General features: G+C 70.3%; 23 protein-coding genes and 2 tRNA genes. 15 read left to right on the plus strand and 10 right to left on the minus strand.

The window, feature by feature from the left end; all coding sequences use genetic code 11:
• Positions 1-7 precede the first annotated feature (7 nt).
• The 3 genes from mnmA to EV279_RS11130 all read left to right on the plus strand — a co-directional run bounded on the left by mnmA (position 8) and on the right by EV279_RS11130 (position 4,058).
• The gene (gene mnmA / locus EV279_RS11120) at positions 8-1,105 is read left to right on the plus strand and encodes a tRNA 2-thiouridine(34) synthase MnmA (protein WP_133543479.1); all 1,098 of its coding nucleotides are present in this window, start codon (positions 8-10) and stop codon (positions 1,103-1,105) included.
• Between the two features lie 29 nt (positions 1,106-1,134).
• Positions 1,135-3,462, plus strand: coding sequence for an NAD-dependent DNA ligase LigA (ligA, locus tag EV279_RS11125; RefSeq protein WP_133543481.1), 2,328 nt, complete (start codon positions 1,135-1,137; stop codon positions 3,460-3,462).
• 101 nt (positions 3,463-3,563) lie between these two features.
• Positions 3,564-4,058: a DUF4262 domain-containing protein gene (locus EV279_RS11130; RefSeq protein WP_208109519.1), complete on the plus strand. Its 495-nt coding sequence runs from the start codon at positions 3,564-3,566 to the stop codon at positions 4,056-4,058.
• Between the two features lie 9 nt (positions 4,059-4,067).
• Here the strand turns inward: EV279_RS11130 and EV279_RS11135 are convergent, their stop codons facing one another.
• Positions 4,068-5,771: a long-chain-fatty-acid--CoA ligase gene (locus EV279_RS11135; protein WP_133543483.1), complete on the minus strand. Its 1,704-nt coding sequence runs from the start codon at positions 5,769-5,771 to the stop codon at positions 4,068-4,070.
• A gap of 55 nt (positions 5,772-5,826) precedes the next feature.
• On the opposite strand from EV279_RS11135, the gene gatC reads away from it, so the two are divergent.
• Genes gatC through EV279_RS11165 form a run of 6 tightly spaced genes read left to right on the plus strand, consistent with a single transcriptional unit; the run spans position 5,827 to position 11,422 of the window.
• Positions 5,827-6,126, plus strand: a complete 300-nt coding sequence (gatC, locus tag EV279_RS11140; protein WP_133543485.1) for an Asp-tRNA(Asn)/Glu-tRNA(Gln) amidotransferase subunit GatC — start codon at positions 5,827-5,829, stop codon at positions 6,124-6,126.
• Positions 6,127-7,650, plus strand: a complete 1,524-nt coding sequence (gene gatA, locus EV279_RS11145; protein ID WP_133543487.1) for an Asp-tRNA(Asn)/Glu-tRNA(Gln) amidotransferase subunit GatA — start codon at positions 6,127-6,129, stop codon at positions 7,648-7,650.
• Complete coding sequence (gene gatB / locus EV279_RS11150) at positions 7,650-9,179, plus strand: Asp-tRNA(Asn)/Glu-tRNA(Gln) amidotransferase subunit GatB (protein WP_133543489.1); 1,530 nt, start codon at positions 7,650-7,652, stop codon at positions 9,177-9,179. Before gatA ends, gatB begins: the two co-directional genes overlap by 1 nt.
• Positions 9,180-9,217: 38 nt before the next feature.
• Positions 9,218-10,477 carry a DNA polymerase IV gene (gene dinB, locus EV279_RS11155; protein ID WP_133543491.1) on the plus strand — a complete coding sequence of 420 codons (1,260 nt, stop codon included), beginning with the start codon at positions 9,218-9,220 and terminating at the stop codon, positions 10,475-10,477.
• A gap of 56 nt (positions 10,478-10,533) precedes the next feature.
• A complete protein-coding gene (locus EV279_RS11160) occupies positions 10,534-10,854 on the plus strand; it encodes a hypothetical protein (protein ID WP_133543493.1) in 321 nt (106 codons plus the stop codon).
• Positions 10,829-11,422 (plus strand): hypothetical protein, encoded by a 594-nt coding sequence (locus EV279_RS11165; RefSeq protein ID WP_133543495.1) that lies wholly within the window; start codon positions 10,829-10,831, stop codon positions 11,420-11,422. The genes EV279_RS11160 and EV279_RS11165 overlap by 26 nt, the downstream gene beginning before the upstream one ends.
• Positions 11,423-11,437: 15 nt before the next feature.
• Here the strand turns inward: EV279_RS11165 and EV279_RS11170 are convergent, their stop codons facing one another.
• The 6 genes from EV279_RS11170 to EV279_RS11195 form a co-directional block, all read right to left on the minus strand.
• Positions 11,438-11,950: a DUF2017 family protein gene (locus EV279_RS11170; RefSeq protein ID WP_133543497.1), complete on the minus strand. Its 513-nt coding sequence runs from the start codon at positions 11,948-11,950 to the stop codon at positions 11,438-11,440.
• Positions 11,950-12,255 (minus strand): ATP-dependent Clp protease adapter ClpS, encoded by a 306-nt coding sequence (clpS, locus tag EV279_RS11175; protein ID WP_166644510.1) that lies wholly within the window; start codon positions 12,253-12,255, stop codon positions 11,950-11,952. Before clpS ends, EV279_RS11170 begins: the two co-directional genes overlap by 1 nt.
• Positions 12,246-12,596 (minus strand): metallopeptidase family protein, encoded by a 351-nt coding sequence (locus EV279_RS11180; RefSeq protein ID WP_133543500.1) that lies wholly within the window; start codon positions 12,594-12,596, stop codon positions 12,246-12,248. The genes clpS and EV279_RS11180 overlap by 10 nt, the downstream gene beginning before the upstream one ends.
• A gap of 22 nt (positions 12,597-12,618) precedes the next feature.
• Positions 12,619-12,694: transfer RNA gene (locus EV279_RS11185), tRNA-His, on the minus strand.
• A 37-nt stretch (positions 12,695-12,731) separates the two neighbouring features.
• Entirely contained in the window at positions 12,732-13,358 is a 627-nt protein-coding gene (orn, locus tag EV279_RS11190) for an oligoribonuclease (RefSeq protein WP_133543502.1), read from the minus strand.
• A 39-nt stretch (positions 13,359-13,397) separates the two neighbouring features.
• A tRNA-Arg gene (locus EV279_RS11195) sits at positions 13,398-13,470 on the minus strand.
• Between the two features lie 164 nt (positions 13,471-13,634).
• Between EV279_RS11195 and EV279_RS11200 the strand changes: the two genes are divergently transcribed.
• A complete protein-coding gene (locus EV279_RS11200; RefSeq protein WP_133543504.1) occupies positions 13,635-13,844 on the plus strand; it encodes a methyltransferase in 210 nt (69 codons plus the stop codon).
• A 101-nt stretch (positions 13,845-13,945) separates the two neighbouring features.
• Here the strand turns inward: EV279_RS11200 and EV279_RS11205 are convergent, their stop codons facing one another.
• On the minus strand, positions 13,946-14,569 hold the full coding sequence (locus tag EV279_RS11205) for a hypothetical protein (RefSeq protein ID WP_133543506.1): 624 nt from the start codon (positions 14,567-14,569) through the stop codon (positions 13,946-13,948).
• A gap of 61 nt (positions 14,570-14,630) precedes the next feature.
• Here EV279_RS11205 and EV279_RS11210 point away from each other — a divergent pair, with 61 nt between their 5' ends.
• Positions 14,631-16,055, plus strand: coding sequence for a PLP-dependent aminotransferase family protein (locus EV279_RS11210; RefSeq protein WP_133543508.1), 1,425 nt, complete (start codon positions 14,631-14,633; stop codon positions 16,053-16,055).
• Between the two features lies 1 nt (position 16,056).
• Here EV279_RS11210 and EV279_RS11215 read toward each other — a convergent pair whose 3' ends face one another.
• Positions 16,057-16,320, minus strand: a complete 264-nt coding sequence (locus tag EV279_RS11215; RefSeq protein WP_133543510.1) for a hypothetical protein — start codon at positions 16,318-16,320, stop codon at positions 16,057-16,059.
• A gap of 238 nt (positions 16,321-16,558) precedes the next feature.
• On the opposite strand from EV279_RS11215, the gene ssb reads away from it, so the two are divergent.
• The 4 genes from ssb (at position 16,559) to EV279_RS11235 (ending at position 20,120) form a co-directional block, all read left to right on the plus strand.
• Positions 16,559-17,083: a single-stranded DNA-binding protein gene (ssb, locus tag EV279_RS11220; RefSeq protein ID WP_133543512.1), complete on the plus strand. Its 525-nt coding sequence runs from the start codon at positions 16,559-16,561 to the stop codon at positions 17,081-17,083.
• Positions 17,084-17,125: 42 nt separating this feature from the next.
• On the plus strand, positions 17,126-17,668 hold the full coding sequence (locus tag EV279_RS11225) for a hypothetical protein (protein WP_243728537.1): 543 nt from the start codon (positions 17,126-17,128) through the stop codon (positions 17,666-17,668).
• A 171-nt stretch (positions 17,669-17,839) separates the two neighbouring features.
• On the plus strand, positions 17,840-19,519 hold the full coding sequence (ettA, locus tag EV279_RS11230) for an energy-dependent translational throttle protein EttA (RefSeq protein ID WP_133543514.1): 1,680 nt from the start codon (positions 17,840-17,842) through the stop codon (positions 19,517-19,519).
• A gap of 73 nt (positions 19,520-19,592) precedes the next feature.
• On the plus strand, positions 19,593-20,120 hold the full coding sequence (locus EV279_RS11235; RefSeq protein ID WP_243728538.1) for a thioesterase family protein: 528 nt from the start codon (positions 19,593-19,595) through the stop codon (positions 20,118-20,120).
• Positions 20,121-20,158: 38 nt separating this feature from the next.
• Here the strand turns inward: EV279_RS11235 and EV279_RS11240 are convergent, their stop codons facing one another.
• Positions 20,159-21,058 carry an acyl-CoA thioesterase II gene (locus tag EV279_RS11240; RefSeq protein ID WP_208109520.1) on the minus strand — a complete coding sequence of 300 codons (900 nt, stop codon included), beginning with the start codon at positions 21,056-21,058 and terminating at the stop codon, positions 20,159-20,161.
• Positions 21,059-21,101 lie beyond the last annotated feature (43 nt).

A 21,101-nucleotide genomic window follows, 5' to 3' on the forward strand; every position in this document is an offset into this window, starting at 1 on the left:
TGGAGCGATGCGCATCCTGGCTGCCATGAGCGGCGGAGTCGACTCCGCGGTGGCCGCCGCGCGCGCCGTCGAGGCGGGCCATGACGTCGTGGGCGTGCACCTCGCCCTGTCACGGGCGGGCGGCACCCTCCGGACAGGCAGCCGGGGGTGCTGCACCATCGAGGACGCGATGGACGCGCGGCGCGCTGCGGATCGCCTCGGCATCCCGTTCTACGTCTGGGACTTCTCGGAGCGCTTCCGGGACGACGTCATCGACGACTTCATCGCCGAGTATCGCGCCGGGCGCACCCCGAACCCCTGCATGCGCTGCAACGAGAGGATCAAGTTCGCCGCCCTCCTCGAGCGCGCGATCGAGCTCGGCTTCGACGCCGTGTGCACGGGACACTATGCGACCCTCGTGGAGGGTCCGGACGGCCTCGAGCTGCACCGGGCCTCCGACACGGCGAAGGACCAGTCGTACGTGCTGGGAGTCCTGACCGCCGAGCAGCTCGCGCACACGTACTTCCCGCTCGGATCGACGCCCTCCAAGGCGCTCGTGCGTGCGGAGGCCGCCGAGCGGGGGCTGACCGTCGCCGCGAAGCCGGACAGCCACGACATCTGCTTCATCCCCGACGGCGACACCCGCGGGTGGCTCGCGGAGAGAGTCGGCACGACTTCCGGCGACGTCGTCGACCGCTCCGGCGCGGTCGTCGGCTCGCACGAGGGGGCGCACGCCTACACCGTCGGCCAGCGGCGCGGTCTGTCGCTGGGCGTGCCCGCGCCCGACGGAAAGCCGCGGTTCGTCCTCGAGGTGCGGCCGGTGTCGAACACGGTCGTCGTGGGACCCAAGGAGGCCCTCGCGACCGCCGAGATCGCAGGGGAGCGGTACAGCTGGGCTGGGCGCGCGCCGGGAACCGGCGACTTCCCGTGCCACGTGCAGATCCGTGCGCACGCCGAGCCGGTGCCGGCGCAGGCGACGCTCTCCGGCGACCTCCTCACCGTGCGCCCCGAGACGCCGTTCGACGGCGTCGCTCCCGGCCAGACCGCCGTGCTCTACGACGGCACGCGCGTCATCGGGCAGTTCACGATCGACCGGACCCGGTCGGCGGTGCCCGCTCCCGCGTGAGCGTCCGAGGCCGTCCCTAGACTGGCGGGGTGACGGATGCCGAGCTTCCCGCAGATCTTCCGCTCGACGAAGCGCGGTCCGAGGCCCAGAGCCTCACCGATCGCATCATCGGGGCCCGCGACGCCTACTACGGTCGCGATGCCGAGATCGTCGACGACGCGACGTACGACGGGTGGATGCGGCGCCTCGAAGAGCTCGAGCGCATGCACCCCGAGCTGCAGACGCAGGATTCGCCGACGCTGAACGTCGGCGCCGCGACCTCGACCCTCTTCGCGCCCGTCGAGCACGCCGAGCGGATGCTGAGCCTCGACAACGTCTTCACCGAGGACGAGCTGCGCGACTGGTGCCGCAAGGCTCAGGATGCCGCCGGCCGCCCGGTGCGGTGGCTCACCGAACTGAAGATCGACGGGCTGGCGATCAGCCTCCGCTACGAGAGGGGCGTGCTGACCTCGGCGGCCACGCGCGGCGACGGTCGTGTGGGCGAGGACGTCACGGTGAACGCGCTGCGGGTCGCGGGCATCCCGCAGCGCCTCATGGGGACGGGGCATCCCGACCTCGTGGAGGTCCGCGGAGAGGTGTTCATCCCCGTCGCGGCCTTCGAAGAGCTGAACGCCCTGCAGGCCCGGCTTCGGGAGCGGGTCTTCGGCGACGCGCGGGCGCGCGGCGCCGATGAGGAGCGCGCACGGCGGTCGGCCGATCGACGGTTCCCCGCGTTCGCGAATCCGCGGAACGCCGCCAGCGGCGGGCTGCGCCAGCAGCTCGAGAAGAAGGACGGCCTCGAGCTCGAGGCCGGCGAGGCCCGTGTCGCCTCGCTCCGGCTCTTCGTGCACGGCATCGGAGCATGGCCGAACCCTCCGGTCGCCTCGCAGAGCGAGGTCTATGCGCTCCTGGCGGAGTGGGGACTGCCGACGAGCCCGTACTTCCGGACGGCGGAATCGATCGAGGGGGTCCTCGACTTCGTCGCGCATCACGGCGAGCATCGCCATGACGTCGAGCACGAGATCGACGGCATCGTGGTGAAGGTCGACGAGCTCGCCCTCCACGACGAGCTGGGTGCGACGAGCCGCGCGCCGCGCTGGGCGATCGCGTACAAGTACCCGCCCGAGCAGGTCAACACCAAGCTTCTCGACATCGTCGTGTCGGTCGGCCGCACCGGGCGGGCGACACCCTTCGCCGTCATGGCGCCCGCTCGCGTAGCGGGGAGCGTGGTCCGCCAGGCGACGCTCCACAACCAGGATGTGGTGCGCGTGAAGGGCGTACTGATCGGCGACACCGTCGTGCTGCGCAAGGCGGGCGATGTCATCCCCGAGGTGCTCGGGCCGGTCGTCGAACTGCGCGACGGCACCGAGCGGGAGTTCGTCATGCCGGCCGAGTGTCCCGAGTGCGGCTCTTCGCTCGCCCCAGCCAAGGAGGGCGACGTGGATCTGCGGTGTCCCAACACCCGGTCATGCCCCGCGCAGGTGCGGGGCCGGGTCGAGCACATCGGATCCCGCGGCGCCCTGGACATCGAGGCCCTCGGCGAGGTGACCGCAGCGGCTCTGACCCAGCCCTCGGTCCCCGAGACGCCGCCGCTGGCGACCGAGGCCGGACTGTTCGAGCTGACCCTCGAGCAGCTCGTGCCGATCGAGGTCATCGTCCGCGACGCCGAGACCGGCGAGAGGAAAGTCGACGAGAAGACCGGCGAGCTCGTGCGACGCGCCCCCTTCCGTCGGAACCCGAGCCCGGCGGAGAAGAAGGCGGGACGAACCGGCCCGCAGCCGTCGGCACAGGCTGTCACGCTCATCGACGAGCTCGAGAAGGCGAAGACGAAGGATCTCTGGCGGTTCCTCGTCGCGCTGAGCATCCGACACGTCGGTCCCGTCGCCGCGCGCGCCCTCGCGCAGTGGTTCGGCTCTCTCGCGGCGATCCGCGCCGCCTCGCGGGACGAGCTGGCCGCCGTGGAGGGCGTGGGCGGGACCATCGCCGACGCGCTCATCGACTGGTTCGAGGTCGACTGGCATCGAGAGATCGTCGAGCGCTGGGAGGCGGCGGGGGCTCGGCTCGCGACGCCCGGACATCCCGGGCCGGGCGCGGCGAGCGCCCAGGGCGGAGTGCTCGAAGGCCTGACGATCGTGGCAACCGGCTCCCTCGAGGGATACTCCCGCGAGGAGGCCCAGGAGGCGATCATCAAGGCGGGCGGCAAGGCTGCGTCGAGCGTCTCGAGGAAGACCGACTTCGTCGCGGCCGGCCCGGGTGCGGGCTCCAAGCTCGCGAAGGCCGAGGAGCTCGGCGTGCGGATCATCGATGCGTCGCAGTTCCGCATCCTGGTCGAGCAGGGCCCGGGCGCGCTCGAGGCTCTGGCGCCCGACGCGGGATGACCCGCCTGCCGCGAGCCTCCGCCGTCTCCTCCGGTCACCGACGCTCGCCGGTGTCGTAGGTACGTTCTAATCTCGGAGTCCGTTCAGGAGAGGATGCCGAGATGACACTGACCCCCGACCCCGCCGTGATCGCCTGGCTCGACCAGGAGGACAAGCGCACGGCGCAGACCATCCGCAGGCACGGCGTGAGCATCGAGTACGTCGGCGGCGACATGCGGCGACGCGCGACTCCCTTCGCGTACACGATCGGGCTCTTCGGCATGGGGCATCCGGAGCTCCTGGTGTTCGGGCTCGACGCGAGGACGACGGGGCTGCTTCTCAACGACGTCGCGGACCGGGTCCGTCAGGGCAGCGACATCGTGCCCGGACAGGTCCTCGAATTCGCAGGCTGGAATCACAGAGTCACGGTCGAGTCGGTGCCGAACCCCGGCGAGATCGCCTTCGCGGCCAATCGCTTCTACCAGCGCCCCGGCGAGGCGTCCGTCGGGCTGCTGCAGCTGACCTACGACGACCGCGACGGCCGGTTCCCCTGGGACGAGGGCTACTCCAACGCGGTGTGGATCCAGCCTCGGCCGGGCACGTTCACGGCGTGGTGACCGGAGGGCTCATGAGCCCGTCGTCAACGTCACGAGCGACTCCCGCACCTGACGCCTCAGCACCTTGCCGATGAGCGACTTCGGCAGCTCGTCGACGATGAAGACACGCCGGGGCACCTTGTACGGCGTGAGGATGCCGCGAGCGAAGTCCCGCAGAGCCTCCACGTCGACCTCGCGTCCCGGCGCGCAGACGACAGCCGCCACGACCTCTTCGCCGGAGTGCTCGCTCGGCAGACCCACGACAGCGGCGTCCTCGACATCCGGGTGCTGTCGAAGCGCGTTCTCGACCTCGGTCGGCGCGACGTTGAAGCCGCCCGTGATGATGAGCTCCTTGATCCGGTCCACGATCCGCACGAACCCCGCGTCGTCGATCGTCACGATGTCGCCCGTGCGGAACCAGCCCTCGGAGAACACCGCCTCGGTCTCCTCGGGCTTGCCGTAGTAGCCCTGGAACACCTGGGGTCCGCGCACCACGAGCTCTCCGCGGCCGCCGGGCTCGACATCCTTCGACGGGTCATCGGGATCGACGACGCGGCACTCCGTCCCGGGAAGAGGGAGGCCGACGGTCCCCGGCACGCGATTGTCGGCGACGGGGTTCGCCATGAGCACCGGCGAGCATTCTGACAGTCCGTAGCCCTCGACGAGGAAGCCGCCGCTCGCGGCCTCGAACGGCACGACGAGCTCGTGCGGAAGAGCCATCGCGCCTGAGATCGCCACTTCCGTTCCCGCGAGCGAGACGCCCTTCTCGCGCGCAGCCTTGAGCAGGCGGTCGGCGATCGGGGGCACGAGCGGGAGGAACGTCGCGGGATGCCTCTTGGTGACGGCGAGCACCATGTCGGGGTCGAAGCGGGGGAAGAGCACCAGGCGGGCCCCCATCGACATGGCGAAGGTCAGGCACAGAGTGAGGCCGTACGCGTGGAACATCGGCAGCACCGCGTAGACGACGCACCCCCGGCCCCGCTGAATCGATGGGACCCACGCCCGCGCCTGCGCCGCGTTGGCCAGCAGATTGCGGTGCGTGAGGCTCGCGCCCTTGGGCGTGCCCGTCGTCCCGCTCGTGTACTGGATGATCGCGAGATCGTCGGTCTCGGGCTTCGGGTGGGTCGCGGGGAGCCGGTCGGCCCGCACGAGGTCCTCCCACGTCGTCGTGCCCGAGACGTTCTCGTGCAGAGCCTCGCGCGACTCGCGGGCCTTCCTGATCGGCAGTCGCAGGGCGAGGCGAGTGCGAAGCGGCATCGCCCTGATGACGTTCACCGACACCAGACCGGGAACAGCGAGATCGTCGGGGAAGTCCTGCACCGTGCCGACCACCTTGCTCCACACGATGGCGTGCTTGGCGCCGTGGTCCTCGAACTGCTTGCGCAGCTCGCGCGGCGTGTAGAGCGGGTTGTGCTCGACGACGACGGCCCCGATGCGCAGGATCGCGTAGAACGCGATGATGTGCTGAGGGCAGTTCGGAAGCACGATCGCGACCGGGTCGCCGCGACCCACGCCCATCCGCGTGAGGCCGGCCGCGGCGCTCTCGATCGCCTCCTGGAGTGCGCGGTAGCTCATCTCGCGGCCGAAGAACTGCAGCGCCGGAGCATCCGGAAAGTCGCGAGCGGACGCCTCGACGATGTCGACCAGCGAGCCCGTGACGGGATCGAGATCGGCCGGCACTCCCGCTGCGTAGCTGGCGATCCAGGGGCGAGGCGGGTCGTAGCTCGTCGTCACGGGGTCAGACTACGCCCGGCCGGGGCGCCTCACGCAGCCCAACTAGACTGTCGTGGTGTCTGAAATCACCCCCGATCTCGTGCGCCATCTCGGTGTGCTCGCCCGGATCCAGCTGAGTGACGAGGAGGTCGAGCGCCTCACCGGACAGCTCGACGTGATCGTCGACAATATCGCCAAGGTGTCGCAGGTCGCGACACCCGAGGTTCCCGCGACGAGCCACCCCATCCCCATGCAGAACATCTTCCGTCCGGACGCCGTCGGCGAGACGCTCACCCTCGAGCAGGCGCTGCAGAACGCCCCCGATGCGGCGGAGGGCCGGTTCCGGGTGACCGCCATCCTGGGCGAGGAGCAGTAAGTGACGGACCTGACACGACTGAGCGCCGCCGCGCTCGCCGAGAAGCTCGCCTCCCGTGAGGTCTCCAGCGTCGAGGCGACGCAGGCGCACCTCGACCGCATCGCCGAGGTCGACGGCGACATCCACGCCTTCCTCCACGTGAGCGACCACGCACTCGATGTCGCGGCCGACATCGACCGCCGGCGCTCGGCCGGCGCGTCGCTCGGCGCGCTCGCGGGTGTGCCGCTGGCGATCAAGGACGTGCTCGTCACGACCGACATGCCGTCCACGAGCGGCTCCAAGATCCTCGAGGGCTACATGTCGCCCTTCGACGCCACGGTCGTCGCGCGCTCGCGCGCGGCGGATCTCGTTCCGCTGGGCAAGACGAACATGGACGAGTTCGCCATGGGATCCTCGACCGAGCACTCCGCATACGGCCCGACGCGCAACCCGTGGGACCTCGACCGCATCCCCGGCGGGTCGGGCGGCGGTTCGGCGGCGGCTGTCGCGGCCTTCGAGGCTCCCCTGGCCCTCGGCTCCGACACGGGCGGGTCCATCCGGCAGCCGGCGCACGTCACGGGCACCGTCGGCGTGAAGCCGACCTACGGGGGCGTCAGCCGCTACGGCGCCATCGCGCTGGCCTCGAGCCTGGATCAGGTCGGCCCCGTCACTCGGACCGTGCTCGACGCGGGGCTCCTCCACGACGTGATCGGCGGCCACGACCCGCACGACTCCACGTCCCTCACCGACGCGTGGCCGTCATTCGCCGACGCTGCCCGCGAGGGCGCACGGGGCGACGTGCTCGAGGGCCTGAAGGTCGGCGTGATCTCGGAGCTGGACGACGGCGGCTTCCAGTCCGGCGTCTCGGCGTCCTTCCGTGCGGCACTGGCTGTCATGGAGGCTCACGGCGCCGAGATCGTCGAGGTGAGCGCACCCCACTTCGAGTACGGAGTGGCGGCGTACTACCTCGTGCTGCCGGCCGAGGCATCCAGCAACCTCGCCAAGTTCGACTCGGTGCGGTTCGGGCTCCGCGTGACGCCGCACGCGGCCTCGACGGTCGAAGAGGTGATGGCCGCGACACGCGACGCGGGTTTCGGTGACGAAGTGAAGCGCCGGATCATCCTCGGCACCTACGCGCTGTCCGCCGGGTACTACGACGCGTACTACGGCTCCGCGCAGAAGGTGCGCACCCTGATCCAGCGCGACTTCGACGCGGCGTTCACCTCGGTGGACGTCATCGCGACGCCGTCTGCGCCGACGACCGCCTTCCGACTCGGCGAGAAGATCGACGACCCGCTCCAGATGTACCTCAACGACGTCACGACCATCCCCGCGAACCTCGCCGGCGTCCCCGGCATCTCGATCCCCTCGGGGCTGGCGGCCGAGGACGGGCTGCCGGTCGGCATCCAGTTCCTCGCCCCCGCCCGTGAGGACGCGCGTCTGTACCGCGTCGGCGCGGCACTCGAGGCGGCGCTGGTCGATTCGTGGGGCGGTCCGCTCCTGGACAGGGCGCCGGCCGTCGGCGCGAAGGGAGGCGTCCGCTGATGGCGAAGGACGCGCTGATGGACTTCGACGAGGCGCTCGAGCGCTTCGAGCCGGTGCTCGGCTTCGAGGTGCACGTCGAGCTCAACACGAAGACCAAGATGTTCTCGGCGGCGCCCAACCCGGCGAACGAGGAGCACCACGCGTCGGCGGCCAACACGCTCGTCGCTCCGGTCGACATGGGTCTTCCGGGCTCCCTCCCGGTGGTGAACGAGGCGGCGGTCCGCTTCTCGATCAGCTTGGGCCTCGCGCTCGGCTGCTCGATCGCGCCGTCGAGCCGCTTCGCCCGCAAGAACTACTTCTATCCCGACCTGGGGAAGAACTACCAGATCTCCCAGTACGACGAGCCGATCGCCTTCGAGGGCGAGGTCGAGGTCGAGCTGACCGACGGGACGATCGTGAGCGTGCCGATCGAGCGGGCGCACATGGAAGAGGATGCCGGCAAGCTGACGCACGTCGGCGGCTCGACCGGTCGCATCCAGGGCGCGGAGTACTCGCTCGTGGACTACAACCGGGCGGGCGTGCCGCTGGTCGAGATCGTCACCAAGCCGATCTTCGGCGCCGAGCGGAGGGCTCCCGAGCTCGCGGCGGCGTACGTGCGCACGATCCGCGACATCGTGATCGCGCTGGGGATCTCGGAGGCCCGCATGGAGCGCGGGAACCTGCGCTGCGATGCGAACGTGTCTCTGCGCCCGCGCGTACCGGCGGGGCAGCCTGTCGGACCGCTCGGAACCCGCACGGAGACCAAGAACGTCAACTCCATGCGTTCGGTCGAGCGGGCGGTGCGGTACGAGATCCAGCGCCAGGCGGCGATCCTCGCCGAGGGCGGTTCGATCACGCAGGAGACGCGGCACTGGCACGAGGACACCGGAACGACCTCGCCGGGTCGGCCCAAGTCCGACGCCGACGACTACCGGTACTTCCCCGAGCCCGACCTGCTGCCCGTCGCCCCGTCGAGAGAGCTGATCGAAGAGCTGCGCGCGCAGCTCCCCGAGCCGCCTGCGGCACATCGCCGCCGCCTCAAGACGGAGTGGGGCTTCGCCGACATCGATTTCCAGGGCATCGTCAACGGCGGCGTCCTCGCGGAGGTCGAGGCGACGATCGCCGCCGGCACCTCGCCCGCCGCCGCCCGCAAATGGTGGACCGGTGAGGTGGCGCGCATCGCGAACGCCGAGGGGCGCGAACCGTCGAGCCTCGTCAGCCCCTCCGACGTCGCCGCGCTGCAGAGCCTGGTCGAGGCCGGCACACTCACCGACAAGCTGGCGCGCCAGGTGCTCGAGGGCGTCATCGCGGGCGAGGGGACACCACAGGAGGTCGTCGACGCCCGCGGGCTCGCCGTCGTGTCGGACGACGGCGCGCTCATCGCGGCGATCGACGAGGCACTCGCCACTCAGCCCGACGTCCTGGCGAAGATCCGAGACGGGAAGGTGCAGGCCGCGGGTGCCGTGATCGGAGCCGTCATGAAGGCGATGAAGGGCCAGGCGGACGCGGCACGTGTGCGCGAGCTCGTCCTGGAGCGCGCGGCGCAGTAGCCCGCGCCAGGTGTCGCGCTCGCGAGGAGGATGAGTCCATGGGACGCGGTGATGGGTCGGGCCGCATCGTCTCGCCGGAGGGCGCTGACGACACCGGCACCGGCATCCTCCACGTCGACATGGACGCGTTCTACGCATCCGTCGCGATCCTCGACGACCCGTCGCTGCGGGGTAAGCCCGTCATCGTCGGCGGCACGGAGGGACGAGGGGTCGTTTCGAGTGCGTCCTACGAGGCTCGTCGATTCGGCGTGCGATCGGCGATGTCGACAGGGCAGGCACTGACGCTCTGCCCCACCGCGATCGTCGTGCCGCCGGATTTCGACCGCTACCTCGAGCTCTCGCGGCACGTGATGGGGATCTTCGACGACATCACGCCGCTGGTCGAGCCGCTGTCGATCGACGAGGCGTTCCTCGACGTGCGCGGTGCCCGGCGGCTGTGGGGGAGCCCCGGCCGGATCGCCGTCATGCTGCGGCGCCGGGTTCTCGACGAGACCGGTCTCACCTGCAGCGTCGGGGTGGCCGCGACGAAGCACGTCGCCAAGATGGCATCGACGCTCAGCAAGCCCGATGGGCTGCTGATCATCGCCGGGTCCGGCACGCAGGCGTTCCTGGCCGCCCAGCCGGCGCGGGCGATGTGGGGCATCGGTCCCAAGGCGGCCGCCTCGCTCGAGGCACGAGGCATCCACTCGGTCGCCGACATCCTCGAGACTCCGCCCCACGTTCTGGACCGCGCGCTCGGGCAGGCGATGGGAAGCCGGATCCGGCAGCTGGCGCAGGGCCTCGACCCGCGCGAGGTCGAGACGACTCGCGTGGAGAAGAGCGTCGGGCACGAGGAGACGTTCTTCCAGGACGTCGACGACCCGGCCGTCCTCCGCGCCGAGTTCCGTCGGCTCGCGGACCGGGTGGGAGCGCGCCTGCGCGGCCACGGGTGGGAGGCGTCCACCATTTCGATCAAGGTGCGCTTCGCGGACTTCACGACGATCTCCCGCTCGCAGACCCTGGCCGAGCCGACCACCGTGGGGCAGCGCATCGGCGACGCCGCGCTCGAGCTCTTCCGGTCGGTCGACCGCGTCCTCCCCATCAGGCTCGTGGGCGTACGGGGGGAGAAGCTCCGTCCCGCCCATGCGGAGGCGTCGACGCTGTGGGACGACGACGAGGAGTGGCGGCGCGTCGAGGGAGCGCTGGATGACGCCGCCGCCCGCTTCGGGAAGGGCGCCGTCACGCGGGCGACGCTGCTCGGTTCCCCACGCGGGGGCACCGCGCTGCCCTCGCATCCGAAGGCGCCGCCGAGCGATTGACGCCGACCGTGCGGCGGCCCTGGGCTAGACCCCGATCGACCGGTAGCGTGGGGTGCATGCCCAACATCGCACTCGAGCTCGGCAAGCAGTCGGCAACCCTCGGCATCAACGCGGCCTACGGCGAACAGCGCGATGTGGGGGGCGTTCAGGTCATCCCCGTCTCGTTCAGCTGGACCGGCTTCGGCGGCGGCTCCGACGAGGCGGGCAACGGCGGCGGCGGTGGCGGCGGCTGGGCAGTCCCGGTCGGTGCGTACATCCGCCGCGGCGGCGAGGTGCGCTTCGAGCCGAACATCGTCTCGCTCCTGGCGGTGGCGATCCCGTTCGTGTGGGTCGCGGGCCGCGCCCTGAGCCGTGTCATCCGCGCCCTCAAGAAGTAGCGCCGACCCGGTCGCCACCGTCCTCGACTCCGCCGCCACGGGCGTCCTCGACGCCGTGCGACAGCTCGGCGTGTCGAATCCCGTCGTCCTCATCGACGGCCAGAGCGGGTCCGGAAAGACGAGTCTCGCGCGCCGGCTCGTGGCGCGCTGGCCGCTCACGGGGCGCGTGCAGCTGATCGCGCTCGACAGCCTCTATCCAGGCTGGGACGGTCTGGCGGACGGCGTCGAGACCGCGCGGGCCGCCGTTCTCGTCCCGCATGGCCGGGGCGTGATCGGCATCTGGCAGCGGTGGGACTGGGATGCCTCGGAACCCGCCGAAGCCCATGCCGTCGATCCCTCCCTCCCGCTCATCGTCGAGGGGTCAGGCCTCCTCACTGCCGCGACGGCGCCCCTCGGCGACCTGCGCGTCTGGCTCGAGTCGCCGATGTCCTCGCGCAAGCGCCGCGCGCTCGAGCGCGACGGCGACACCTACCGTCCGCATTGGGATCAGTGGGCGGAGCAGGAGGAGCGGCATCTGGTGCGCGATGATCCGCGCCATCACGCGACGCATCTCTTCGAGGTCCCGTGAGCGACCCCCCGCGCGTCAGTCGTCGCTGTCCGCGGCGCGCACGAGCCCGTCGAGCCGGTAGCCGATCCAGTCGTAGACGCCGAACCGCGGGTCCTCGTCGTCGTGATCCTCCTCGGAGGTGATGCCCAGACGCGACGCCAGCACCAGTCGGATCGCGGCGAGCGTGCGCAGCCATGCCTGCAAGCCGTCGGCGTCGAGTCGAACCAGCGCCGTCTCGAGCAGGGTGTCGTCGTCGGCGGTGACCGCCGTGTCGGCGGGAATCGCGATGACGTGGGCGAGATCGGCCAGGACGGCCGCGGCATCCGTCGACCGCCTCTCGAGAAGTTCTCGCTGCGTGAGCTCGCGGAACTCCTGCGCCGCCGCGGGGTCGCCGGAATAGCCGTCGGGGACGATGCGCAGCACGGCCGGATCGTCCGGGAGTCCGTCGCCGGTCTCGTCGAGGAGTTCGGCGAACTGCGTCACGAGTCCCGCGAGGTGTGTCGCCTCCAGGCGGGACAGCTCGAGGACCACCACGCGATCGGGATTCATCACGGGGCCTCCCGGACGGTCGCCCACAGCCCGTAATCGTGCATGGCCCGCACGTGGAGCTCCATCTGCTCCCGCGCACCCTCCGCGACGACCGCGTGTCCGTCGTGATGGACCGCCAGCATGAGTCGCTCGGCATCCGGGCGCGGGTACCCGAAGTACTCCCGGAACACATGGACGACGTAGCTCATGAGGTTCACAGGGTCGTTCCAGACCACCGTCTGCCAGGCGCGGCGGGGGCCGGTCGTCGTGGCGGAATCGGCCTGCTCGGTCCGCTCCGGCGCGATCGCCGGGGACATCACGCCCACCCCAGTTCGTGCAGCCGATCGTCGTCGATCCCGTAGAAATGCGCGATCTCGTGCACGAGCGTCGTGTGCACCTCGTCGCGGAGCTCGTCCTCGCTCTCGCACGCGTGCAGATGCGGCTCCCGGTACACGATGATTCGGTCGGGCAGCTCTCCGCCGCCGTAGCGCCCTCGTTCGGTCAGCGCCCAGCCGTCGTAGAGTCCGAACAGGTCGAGGCTGCCGTCCTCAGGTCGGTCCTCGACGACGAACACCACGTTGTCGAGACCGTCGATCATGTCATCGGGCAGCTGGTCGAGCTCGTCGACCACCAGCGCCTCGAACGCCTCGACATCCATCTCGATCATCGCCGACTCGTGTCACACCCATTGGGGTGAGTAACGGGACTTGAACCCGCGACCCCCTGGACCACAACCAGGTGCTCTACCAACTGAGCTATACCCACCATGTCTCCCGCGTGAGCGGGCAACCAGAAGATTCTCTCACACCCCGGGAGCGAACGCTGACACGACCGACGCGGCCGCTGCGCGCGCGCCGTCGCTGGTCGGGCCGGGCTGCGGGACGAACACCGCCTGGCGGTAGTAGGCGAGCTCGCGGATGGACTCGCGGATGTCGGCGAGAGCGCGGTGTCCACCGCCCTTCGCGGGCGCGTGGATGTAGGCGCGGGGGTACCAGCGGCGCGCGAGCTCTTTGATGCTCGACACGTCGATGTTGCGGTAGTGGAGCCAGTGGTCGATGCGCGGCATGTACTTGGCCAGGAACATCCGGTCGGTGCCGATCGTGTTGCCCGCCAGGGGAGCCTTGCCCTCATTGGCGACGAACTGCTGGATGTACTCGAGCGCCTGGAACTCGGCATCGGCCAGACTCACGCCGTGCGGGATCTCCTCGAGGAGACCGGAGGTCGAGTGCATCTCCCGCACGAACTCGCTCATGTGGTCGAGTGCAGAGTCGTCGGGCTTGATCACGATATGGAAGCCGGGATGCACCGGGCGCAACTCGAAGTCCGTGATGACGACGGCGATCTCGACGAGCTCATCGATCTCGAGATCGAGGCCCGTCATCTCGCAGTCGATCCAAACGAGCCGATCGTTCTCGGAGGCGCCCACCATGAAGCCATCCTAATGATCGGCGCCGACGCGGCACCGGAGCCCCTCCGGGAGGATTCGAACCCCCGACCTGGCGGGTAGAAACCGCTCGCTCTGTCCCCTGAGCTACGGAGGGAAGGTGGATATCAGGCTACCGGGCGTCGCCGCGGCTCGGGAAACCACAGGTCCCGAGGGGCGGAAATCCGAAAACTGCCTGTCAATCCATGGCGCCGGGCCCCGCCCCGGCGTAGCGTCGGGAGCGCCGAGAGGACGATGACGTCGTCGGGAAAGGGTTTCATCATGAGCGAGACGCAGACGCGACGCCTGTGGGTGGCGTATGGACCCTCCGGGGCCGTGGGCACGATCGAGAAGAGCGGCGCCGACTACACCGTCAAGATGGTGGGAGCCGATGCGCCGGTCGGCTCGTATCCGTCGATGGATGTCGCCAAGAACGCCTTGTACTCGCACCTCAAGCCGGGCTCGGACTGGCCGGAGTTCCGCGAGCACTGAACTCGCTCCACAGGAGACTGAACGTGCTCCACGGGTGACGGCCGCTCGCGGAATCCGGAGTCGGCCGGCGGGGTTGCCCGCCGGAACCCTCGTCAGCGGGATCAGTCGGCGGGCCGCGCCTGCCTGGAGCCGGTGACGGGGGAGCGGGCCGACCGCCGGGTGTCGAGCAGCGGCAGAGCGATGTGGACCAGGGGTCCGATGAGCAGGGCGAACAGCACCGTGCCGATGCCCACGGTGCCCCCGAGCAGCCACCCGATGAGGAGCACCGACAGCTCGACGATCGCGCGGCACGCGAAGATGGGCCAGCCGAGCCGCGCGTGCATGCCCGTCATGAGTCCGTCGCGCGGGCCCGGGCCGAAGTGCGCGCCGATGTACAGACCGGATGCCACAGCCACGACGACGATGCCTCCCAGCAGCGCGGCGAACTGCGCGAGGAGCCCGCTCATCGGGGGGATGATTCCGAGGGCGAACTGCATGCTCGTCCCGACCAGGACGATGTTCGCGACCGTGCCGACTCCCGGCTTCTGCCGCAACGGGATCCACAGCAGGAGAACCAGGAAGCCGATGATGCTCGTCATCCAGCCGATCCCGATCCCGGTGTGGATCGAAACACCTTCGGCGAAGACGGTCCATGGGTCGACCCCGAGACCGGCCTCGACCGTGAGCGCGCAGCCGATGCCGTAGAGGATCAGGCCGGTCAGCAGCTGGACGACGCGTCGTGTCATGCGACCATCCAATCGCATGATTGGCCCGACGCGCACAGTCCAATTCGGGTAATCTGGCCGAATGGATTCCCGGATCTCCGCCCGGTCGCTGACGGCGGCGCTCGGCGGGTGGCGAACGCGCGAGCCCGCCTACGAGGCTCTGGCCGACGGCATCCGTCTGCTCTGTCTCGACAACCGCCTGGCCCCGCGTACGACGCTTCCCGCTGAACGCGAGCTCGCCGCCAGCCTCCAGGTGAGCCGGAGCACCGTCGCCGCGGCGTATCGCAGCCTCCGCGAGACGGGTCACATCGCGAGCGTGCGAGGGTCCGGGAGTGAAACGCTTCCCCTGCGTCGCCGCGATCCTGGCCGGGCGGCATCCTCGGACGGTGCCATAGATCTGCAGCAGGCGAGCCCGCCCGCCTGGCCAGGCCTCGCGGGGGTCATCGCCGAGGTCGCGGGGCAGTCGGCTGCGCTCGTCGGTCGGGTCGGCTACGACGTCGTCGGCCGACCGGACCTCCGCGCCGCCATCGCTGAGCACTACGCGCGCCGCGGAATCCCGACCGACCCGGGTGAGGTGCTCGTGACCACGGGCGCTCAGTCCGCGATCCACCTGCTCGCATCCGTGCTGCTCGGCCGCGGCGATCGCCTGCTCATCGAGACTCCGACGTATCCGCACGCCGTGGACGCGTTCCGGCGCGCGGGCGCAAGACCGGTCGGGGTGCCCGTGACGACCGCCGACGGCTGGGATCTCGATCGCGCCGAGCAGGCCCTCGCGCGCACGCTGCCGGTCGCCGCGTACCTGATGCCCGACTTCCAGAACCCGACGGGCCGGTCCATGACGCCCGACGACCGAGCGACGATGCTGGCGGCGGCGGAGCGGTCGGGGACGGTGCTCATCCTCGACGAGACCACGGCCGACCTCGACATCGACCGGGGATGGGTCGCGCCGGCATTCCTGCACGCAGAGCCGGGTTCGGTCGTGCGATTGGGCTCCCTCGGCAAGACGGTGTGGGGCGGTCTTCGCGTCGGGTGGATCCGCGCGCACGCCGACCTGATCCGCCGCCTCGTCGCGGCGCGATCGACGCAGGACCTGGGCACGCCGGAGTTCGAGCAGGCTGTTGCGGCGGCGCTGCTGCCGATGCTTCCCGAGATCGTCGGACAACGATCCCACCTCCTGCGTACGGGGCGTGACGCCATGGTCACAGCTCTGAGATCCCACCTGCCCGATTGGGCGGTGCCGAGCCCGGCGGGGGGAGTTGCGCTGTGGATCGAGCTCGACGCACCGCTGAGCTCGGCGCTCGTCATGGACGTGCGCGCACGCGGGCTGCTGCTGTCGGCCGGCTCGCGCTTCGCCGCGGACGGCGGCCACGATCGCCATCTTCGAGTGCCTTTCACGGCGCCGCTTGACGAGCTCGAGCACGCGGCAGCCATTCTGGCCGAGGCTTGGCCGCGCGTTCGCGGAGGCGCACCGGTGGCCATCGTCGACCAGCTCGAGGCGGTCGTCTGAGTCAGCGCTCGAAGCGGAGGCAGTCGATCGCGTCGTCGGCCGACCAGAACTCGCCGAGATCGCGGAACGCCCTCGAGGCCGCATGGAAGCGCCGTGCGCGGTAGCGGGTGCCGCCGGGGGCGCTGAAGGCCTCGACATGCCCGATGACTCGGTCGCGCGCGTCGAGGACGCGCCAGAGCGCCGCTGCGGCTCGGGCGAGCCGAACCAGCGTTCCCGCGCGGAGAGTCGGCGCCGTCTGCAGCGCCACGTCGGAAAGTGCAGTCATGTGTTCTCCTCTGGAATCGAACATATGTGCGACCTCCGACATTCCCGATGCTCGGTCTCACCCCCGACCCGCTTCTCCTCCCCAGCCCGCCCGGCCCGACTCCTCTCCACATTCACGGTCGCCATTGCCCGCGCGCGGGCGCCGCCGCGACATCGTTGAGCCCGCGCCGGCGCTCGACGGGCACTCGGGCGCCGGCGCAGCATCCGAGGAAGCACCTCGGCACGAGAGAGGAAGCGGCATGAGCGACACCATCACCATCACGGGCAACATCGCGACGGAGCCCGAGCACAAGCGCACGCCGGCAGGCGTGGCGATCACCACCTTCCGCGTCGCGAGCGGCCAGCGCCGCTACGACCGCAACAGCGCGTCGTGGGTCGACGCGCACACCAACTGGTACACCGTCTCGGCCTTCCGCGGTCTTGCCGAGCACGCGTTCCATTCGCTGAAGAAGGGCGACCGCGTCATCCTCACCGGGCGGCTGCGCCTGCGCGAGTGGGACACGGGCGCGAAGAAGGGCATCAGCGCCGAGATCGACGTCGAGGCGATCGGTCATGACCTGCTGTTCGGCACCAGCCGCTTCGAGAGGGATGCCTCCTCCGCGCCGCAGAGCGCCCCCGCCGCCGAGGGCGATTGGGCTCCGGCCCCTGCGGCCGCGGAGTGGGCTGTCCCGGGAGGTGCGACTGCCTCGGAGTCGACTTCACAGGTCGCGGAGGCGTCGCCGGACGAGGCTTCTCTGCTCGTCGGTGCCGACACGCCCTTCTGACGCTCGCGGTCGCAGCTGTGACGCGACGCCTAGACTCGTCGCGTGCTTCGCCGCTCCGAGCCGACCCGACGTCGCGGAAGGATCAGCCCGGTCGGCTCGGCCGTCGTGCTGGTGGCGGTGGCGCTCGGGCTCCTGACCGGCTGCTCCGAGGGTCAGCCGACAGGGCCGACCGGGTCGTCGGCGGTGACGCCGTCGACGGCGACGGCGACGGCGGATCCGAGCGTCGTCCCGACCGAGACGGCCGCACCCCCGCCCGCGCTGCGACCGGAGGGCACTGCAGCCGACAATCTGCCGTACTTCGCGTCGATCGTGAACGCGGTGTGGGCGGGTCCGGACCGTGCGTCCGGCCGCGCGTACGTCGATGCGCTGGCCGCCGGCGGCTTCGACAAGGCCGCGATGCAGGTGACGAACGACGAGTCGACGGTCGGCAACGCGGCCGAGAGCATCCAGTTCTCGGTGCTGTGGGCGGGGGAGTGCCTGATCGGGCAGGTGGGACCGGCGACGGGTGATCCCGTGGCCACGGTGCTCCCGGTCGTCGGGGACGAGACGTGCCTGCTCGGGCGGACGCGCCCGATCGACTGGTGACGCACGCCCACCCGCAGGGCGGTGCGTCCGGTCGCGGTTACCGGCCGTGCCGGACGCGGGACGCCCGGCGGCGGTCCCCGGGCGCCGGGCAGCGGGCCCCGACAGCGGGCTCCGGTCGCCCGGGCAGCGGGCCCCGGTTGCCGAGCCGCGGTCGCCTAGACTGGACAGGTTATGGCTGAGTACATCTACTCCATGGTCCGCGCCCGCAAGGCAGTCGGCGACAAGCTCATCCTCGACGACGTCACGATGGCGTTCCTGCCGGGCGCGAAGATCGGCATGGTCGGGCCCAACGGCGCCGGAAAGTCGACGATCCTCAAGATCATGGCGGGCCTCGACCAGCCGTCGAACGGCGAAGCGAAGCTCTCGCCGGGCTTCAGCGTCGGCATCCTCATGCAGGAGCCCGAGCTCGACGAGACCAAGACGGTCCTGGAGAACATCCAGGACGGCATCGCGATCAAGGCGAAGCTGGATCGCTTCAACGAGATCTCGGGTCTCATGGCCGATCCCGATGCGGACTTCGACGCGCTGCTGGCCGAGATGGGCACGCTCCAGGAGGAGATCGACGCCGCCGACGCGTGGGACCTCGACTCGCAGCTCGAGCAGGCGATGGATGCCCTGCGCACTCCGCCCGGCGACGCGCAGATCGCACCCCTCTCCGGCGGCGAGAAGCGTCGCGTCGCGCTGACGAAACTGCTCCTCCAGAAGCCCGACCTGCTGCTCCTCGACGAGCCCACGAACCACCTCGACGCCGAAAGCGTGCTCTGGCTCGAGCAGCACCTGCAGAAGTACCCGGGCGCCGTCATCGCGATCACGCACGACCGGTACTTCCTCGACAACGTCGCCGAGTGGATCGCCGAGGTCGACCGCGGCCGTCTCATCGGCTACGAGGGCAACTACTCCACCTATCTCGAGAAGAAGGCCGAGCGCCTCGCCATCCAGGGCAAGAAGGACGCCAAGCTGGCCAAGCGCCTCGCCGAGGAGCTCGACTGGGTGCGGTCGAACCAGAAGGGGCGCCAGGCGAAGTCCAAGGCGCGCCTCGCTCGCTACGAGGAGATGGCGGCCGAGGCCGATCGCACGCGCAAGCTCGACTTCGAGGAGATCACGATCCCGCCGGGCCCGCGGCTGGGCAGCGTCGTGATCGAGGCCAAGAAGCTGCAGAAGGGGTTCGACGGCCGGTCGCTCATCGACGGGCTCAGCTTCACGCTTCCGCCCAACGGGATCGTCGGCGTGATCGGGCCGAACGGCGTCGGCAAGACGACGCTCTTCAAGACGATCGTCGGTCTCGAGCAGCTCGACGGCGGCGAGCTCAAGGTCGGCGAGACGGTCAAGATCAGCTATGTCGATCAGTCCCGAGCCAACATCGACCCGCAGAAGACGCTGTGGGAGGTCGTCTCCGACGGCCTCGACATCATCACCGTGGGCAAGACCGAGATCCCCTCGCGCGCCTACGTCTCGAAGTTCGGCTTCAAGGGCCCCGACCAGCAGAAGAAGGCCGGCGTCCTCTCGGGCGGCGAGCGCAACCGCCTGAACCTCGCACTCACGCTCAAGGAGGGCGGCAACCTCCTGCTCCTCGACGAGCCCACCAACGACCTCGACGTGGAGACGCTCCAGTCGCTCGAGAACGCGCTTCTCGAGTTCCCGGGCTGCGCCGTGGTGATCACGCACGACCGGTGGTTCCTCGACCGCATCGCGACGCACATCCTCGCCTATGAAGGCACCGACGAGGATCCCGACCAGTGGTACTGGTTCGAGGGCAACTTCGAGGCCTATGAGGAGAACAAGATCCAGCGCCTCGGACCCGACGCCGCCAAGCCGCACCGCTCGGCCTATCGCAAGCTCACGCGCGACTGACCGGAGCACAGCCGACGACCGCTCGGCCGCCGAAGCGAAGAGAGCTCGTCGACGAAGGAAGTGAGGAGCACGCGTGACCGACGAGCCGATCGCGACGGTCGAGACGACGCCGCAGGGCCGGCGCCTCCACATTCCGATTCCCCTGCGGTGGGGCGACCTCGACGCGTTCAACCACGTGAACAACACGTCGATGCTGAAGCTTCTCGAAGAGGCGCGCGTCCGCGCCTTCTGGCAGCCCGGCGCCGGTGAGGTCGCCCCGCCCACGGCGGTGCTGGACTCGGGCCTGCACAGCGGCATCCTCACCCTCATCGCCCGCCAGGAGATCGAGTACCTCGCGCCGGTGCCGTATCAGCGGCATCCGCTCGACGTTCAGCTGTGGTTCGGGAAGCTCGGCGGATCGAGCATCGAGGTCTGCTACGAGGTGTGCAGCCCCGTCGAGACGGCGGCGCCCGACGGTCGGCAGACGGTGTACGCACGAGCGACGACGGTCGTCGTGAAGGTGGATGCCGCGACCGGCCGGCCGATGCGGCTGACGCCCGCGGAGCGCGACGCCTGGAGCCCGTACCAGGGCGCCCCGATCGTCTACGCCCACCGGCACTGACCCACCGGCACTGACCTACCGGCACTGATCCGCCGGCATCAACCCGGGATGCGCACCATGATCTCCTGCGCGACGCTCGCGATGAGGACGCCGTCGCGGGAGTAGATCCGCCCGGAGGCGAGACCCCGTCCGCCCCGTGCGCTCGGCGACTCCTGCACATACAGCAGCCACTCGTCGACGCGGCCGGGGCGATGCCACCACATGGCGTGGTCGAGGCTCGCGACCTTCAGCCCCGGCGTTGCCCACGCGACGCCGTGCGCGCGGAGGATCGACTCCTGGATCGTGAGGTCGCTGAGGTAGGCGAGCGCGGCGCGGTGCAGCGCCGGGTCGTCGGGAAGCGGACTGCGTGCCCTCATCCACACCGCCTGGCGGGGAACGCGCTCGCCCTCGACGGTCAGGTAGACCGGCGACGGGATATGCCGCAGGTCGACCGGCCGGTCCAGGAACAGGCGCTTGGTCATGGGATGAAGCCCGGTGAGGTGGTCTTCGACATCGGGAAGGCCCTCGGGAAGCGGAATGCCGTCGGGCATCGCCTGCTGATGCTCGACCCCGGGATCCTCGTCCTGGAAGGACGCGATCATCGAGAAGATGGGCACCCCTTCCTGGAAGGCCTGCGTGCGGCGCGTGGAGAAGGAGCGCCCGTCGTGGATGCGGTCGACGGCGAAGGTGATGCCCTTGGACGAGTCGCCGGGGCGCAGGAAGTAGCCGTGCATCGAGTGCGGGACGCGGTCCTCGGGGATCGTGCGCTCCGCCGCGACGATCGACTGCGCGAGCACCTGTCCGCCGTAGACCCGCCCGAGCGGCATGGGCTGCGACACGCCGGTGAAGATGTCCTCCGTGGTCCTGGCGGTGGAATCGGCGAGGTCGAGCACGGACAGCAGCGCCGACACGGGGTCGACGTCCAGCGGCGTCTCGTCGGGCTCCGCGGCGTCGGTCACGTCGTCCTCCAGGCTGCGGCGGGCGGCGGCTTCCGCACCGCTT

The organism is Microbacterium sp. BK668 (genome assembly GCF_004362195.1).
Lineage (GTDB): Bacteria > Actinomycetota > Actinomycetes > Actinomycetales > Microbacteriaceae > Microbacterium.

Excerpts from the sequence above, each read along its gene's own strand:
- mnmA (WP_133543479.1), top strand. The coding sequence starts at position 8 with ATGCGCATCCTGGCTGCCATGAGCGGCGGAGTCGACTCCGCGGTGGCC.
- EV279_RS11130 (WP_208109519.1), top strand. The coding sequence starts at position 3,564 with ATGACACTGACCCCCGACCCCGCCGTGATCGCCTGGCTCGACCAGGAG.
- gatB (WP_133543489.1), top strand. The coding sequence starts at position 7,650 with ATGGCGAAGGACGCGCTGATGGACTTCGACGAGGCGCTCGAGCGCTTC.
- dinB (WP_133543491.1), top strand. The coding sequence starts at position 9,218 with ATGGGACGCGGTGATGGGTCGGGCCGCATCGTCTCGCCGGAGGGCGCT.
- EV279_RS11160 (WP_133543493.1), top strand. The coding sequence starts at position 10,534 with ATGCCCAACATCGCACTCGAGCTCGGCAAGCAGTCGGCAACCCTCGGC.
- EV279_RS11170 (WP_133543497.1), bottom strand. The coding sequence starts at position 11,950 with ATGAATCCCGATCGCGTGGTGGTCCTCGAGCTGTCCCGCCTGGAGGCG.
- EV279_RS11180 (WP_133543500.1), bottom strand. The coding sequence starts at position 12,596 with ATGATCGAGATGGATGTCGAGGCGTTCGAGGCGCTGGTGGTCGACGAG.
- orn (WP_133543502.1), bottom strand. The coding sequence starts at position 13,358 with ATGGTGGGCGCCTCCGAGAACGATCGGCTCGTTTGGATCGACTGCGAG.
- EV279_RS11200 (WP_133543504.1), top strand. The coding sequence starts at position 13,635 with ATGAGCGAGACGCAGACGCGACGCCTGTGGGTGGCGTATGGACCCTCC.
- EV279_RS11205 (WP_133543506.1), bottom strand. The coding sequence starts at position 14,569 with ATGACACGACGCGTCGTCCAGCTGCTGACCGGCCTGATCCTCTACGGC.
- EV279_RS11210 (WP_133543508.1), top strand. The coding sequence starts at position 14,631 with ATGGATTCCCGGATCTCCGCCCGGTCGCTGACGGCGGCGCTCGGCGGG.
- EV279_RS11215 (WP_133543510.1), bottom strand. The coding sequence starts at position 16,320 with ATGACTGCACTTTCCGACGTGGCGCTGCAGACGGCGCCGACTCTCCGC.
- ssb (WP_133543512.1), top strand. The coding sequence starts at position 16,559 with ATGAGCGACACCATCACCATCACGGGCAACATCGCGACGGAGCCCGAG.
- ettA (WP_133543514.1), top strand. The coding sequence starts at position 17,840 with ATGGCTGAGTACATCTACTCCATGGTCCGCGCCCGCAAGGCAGTCGGC.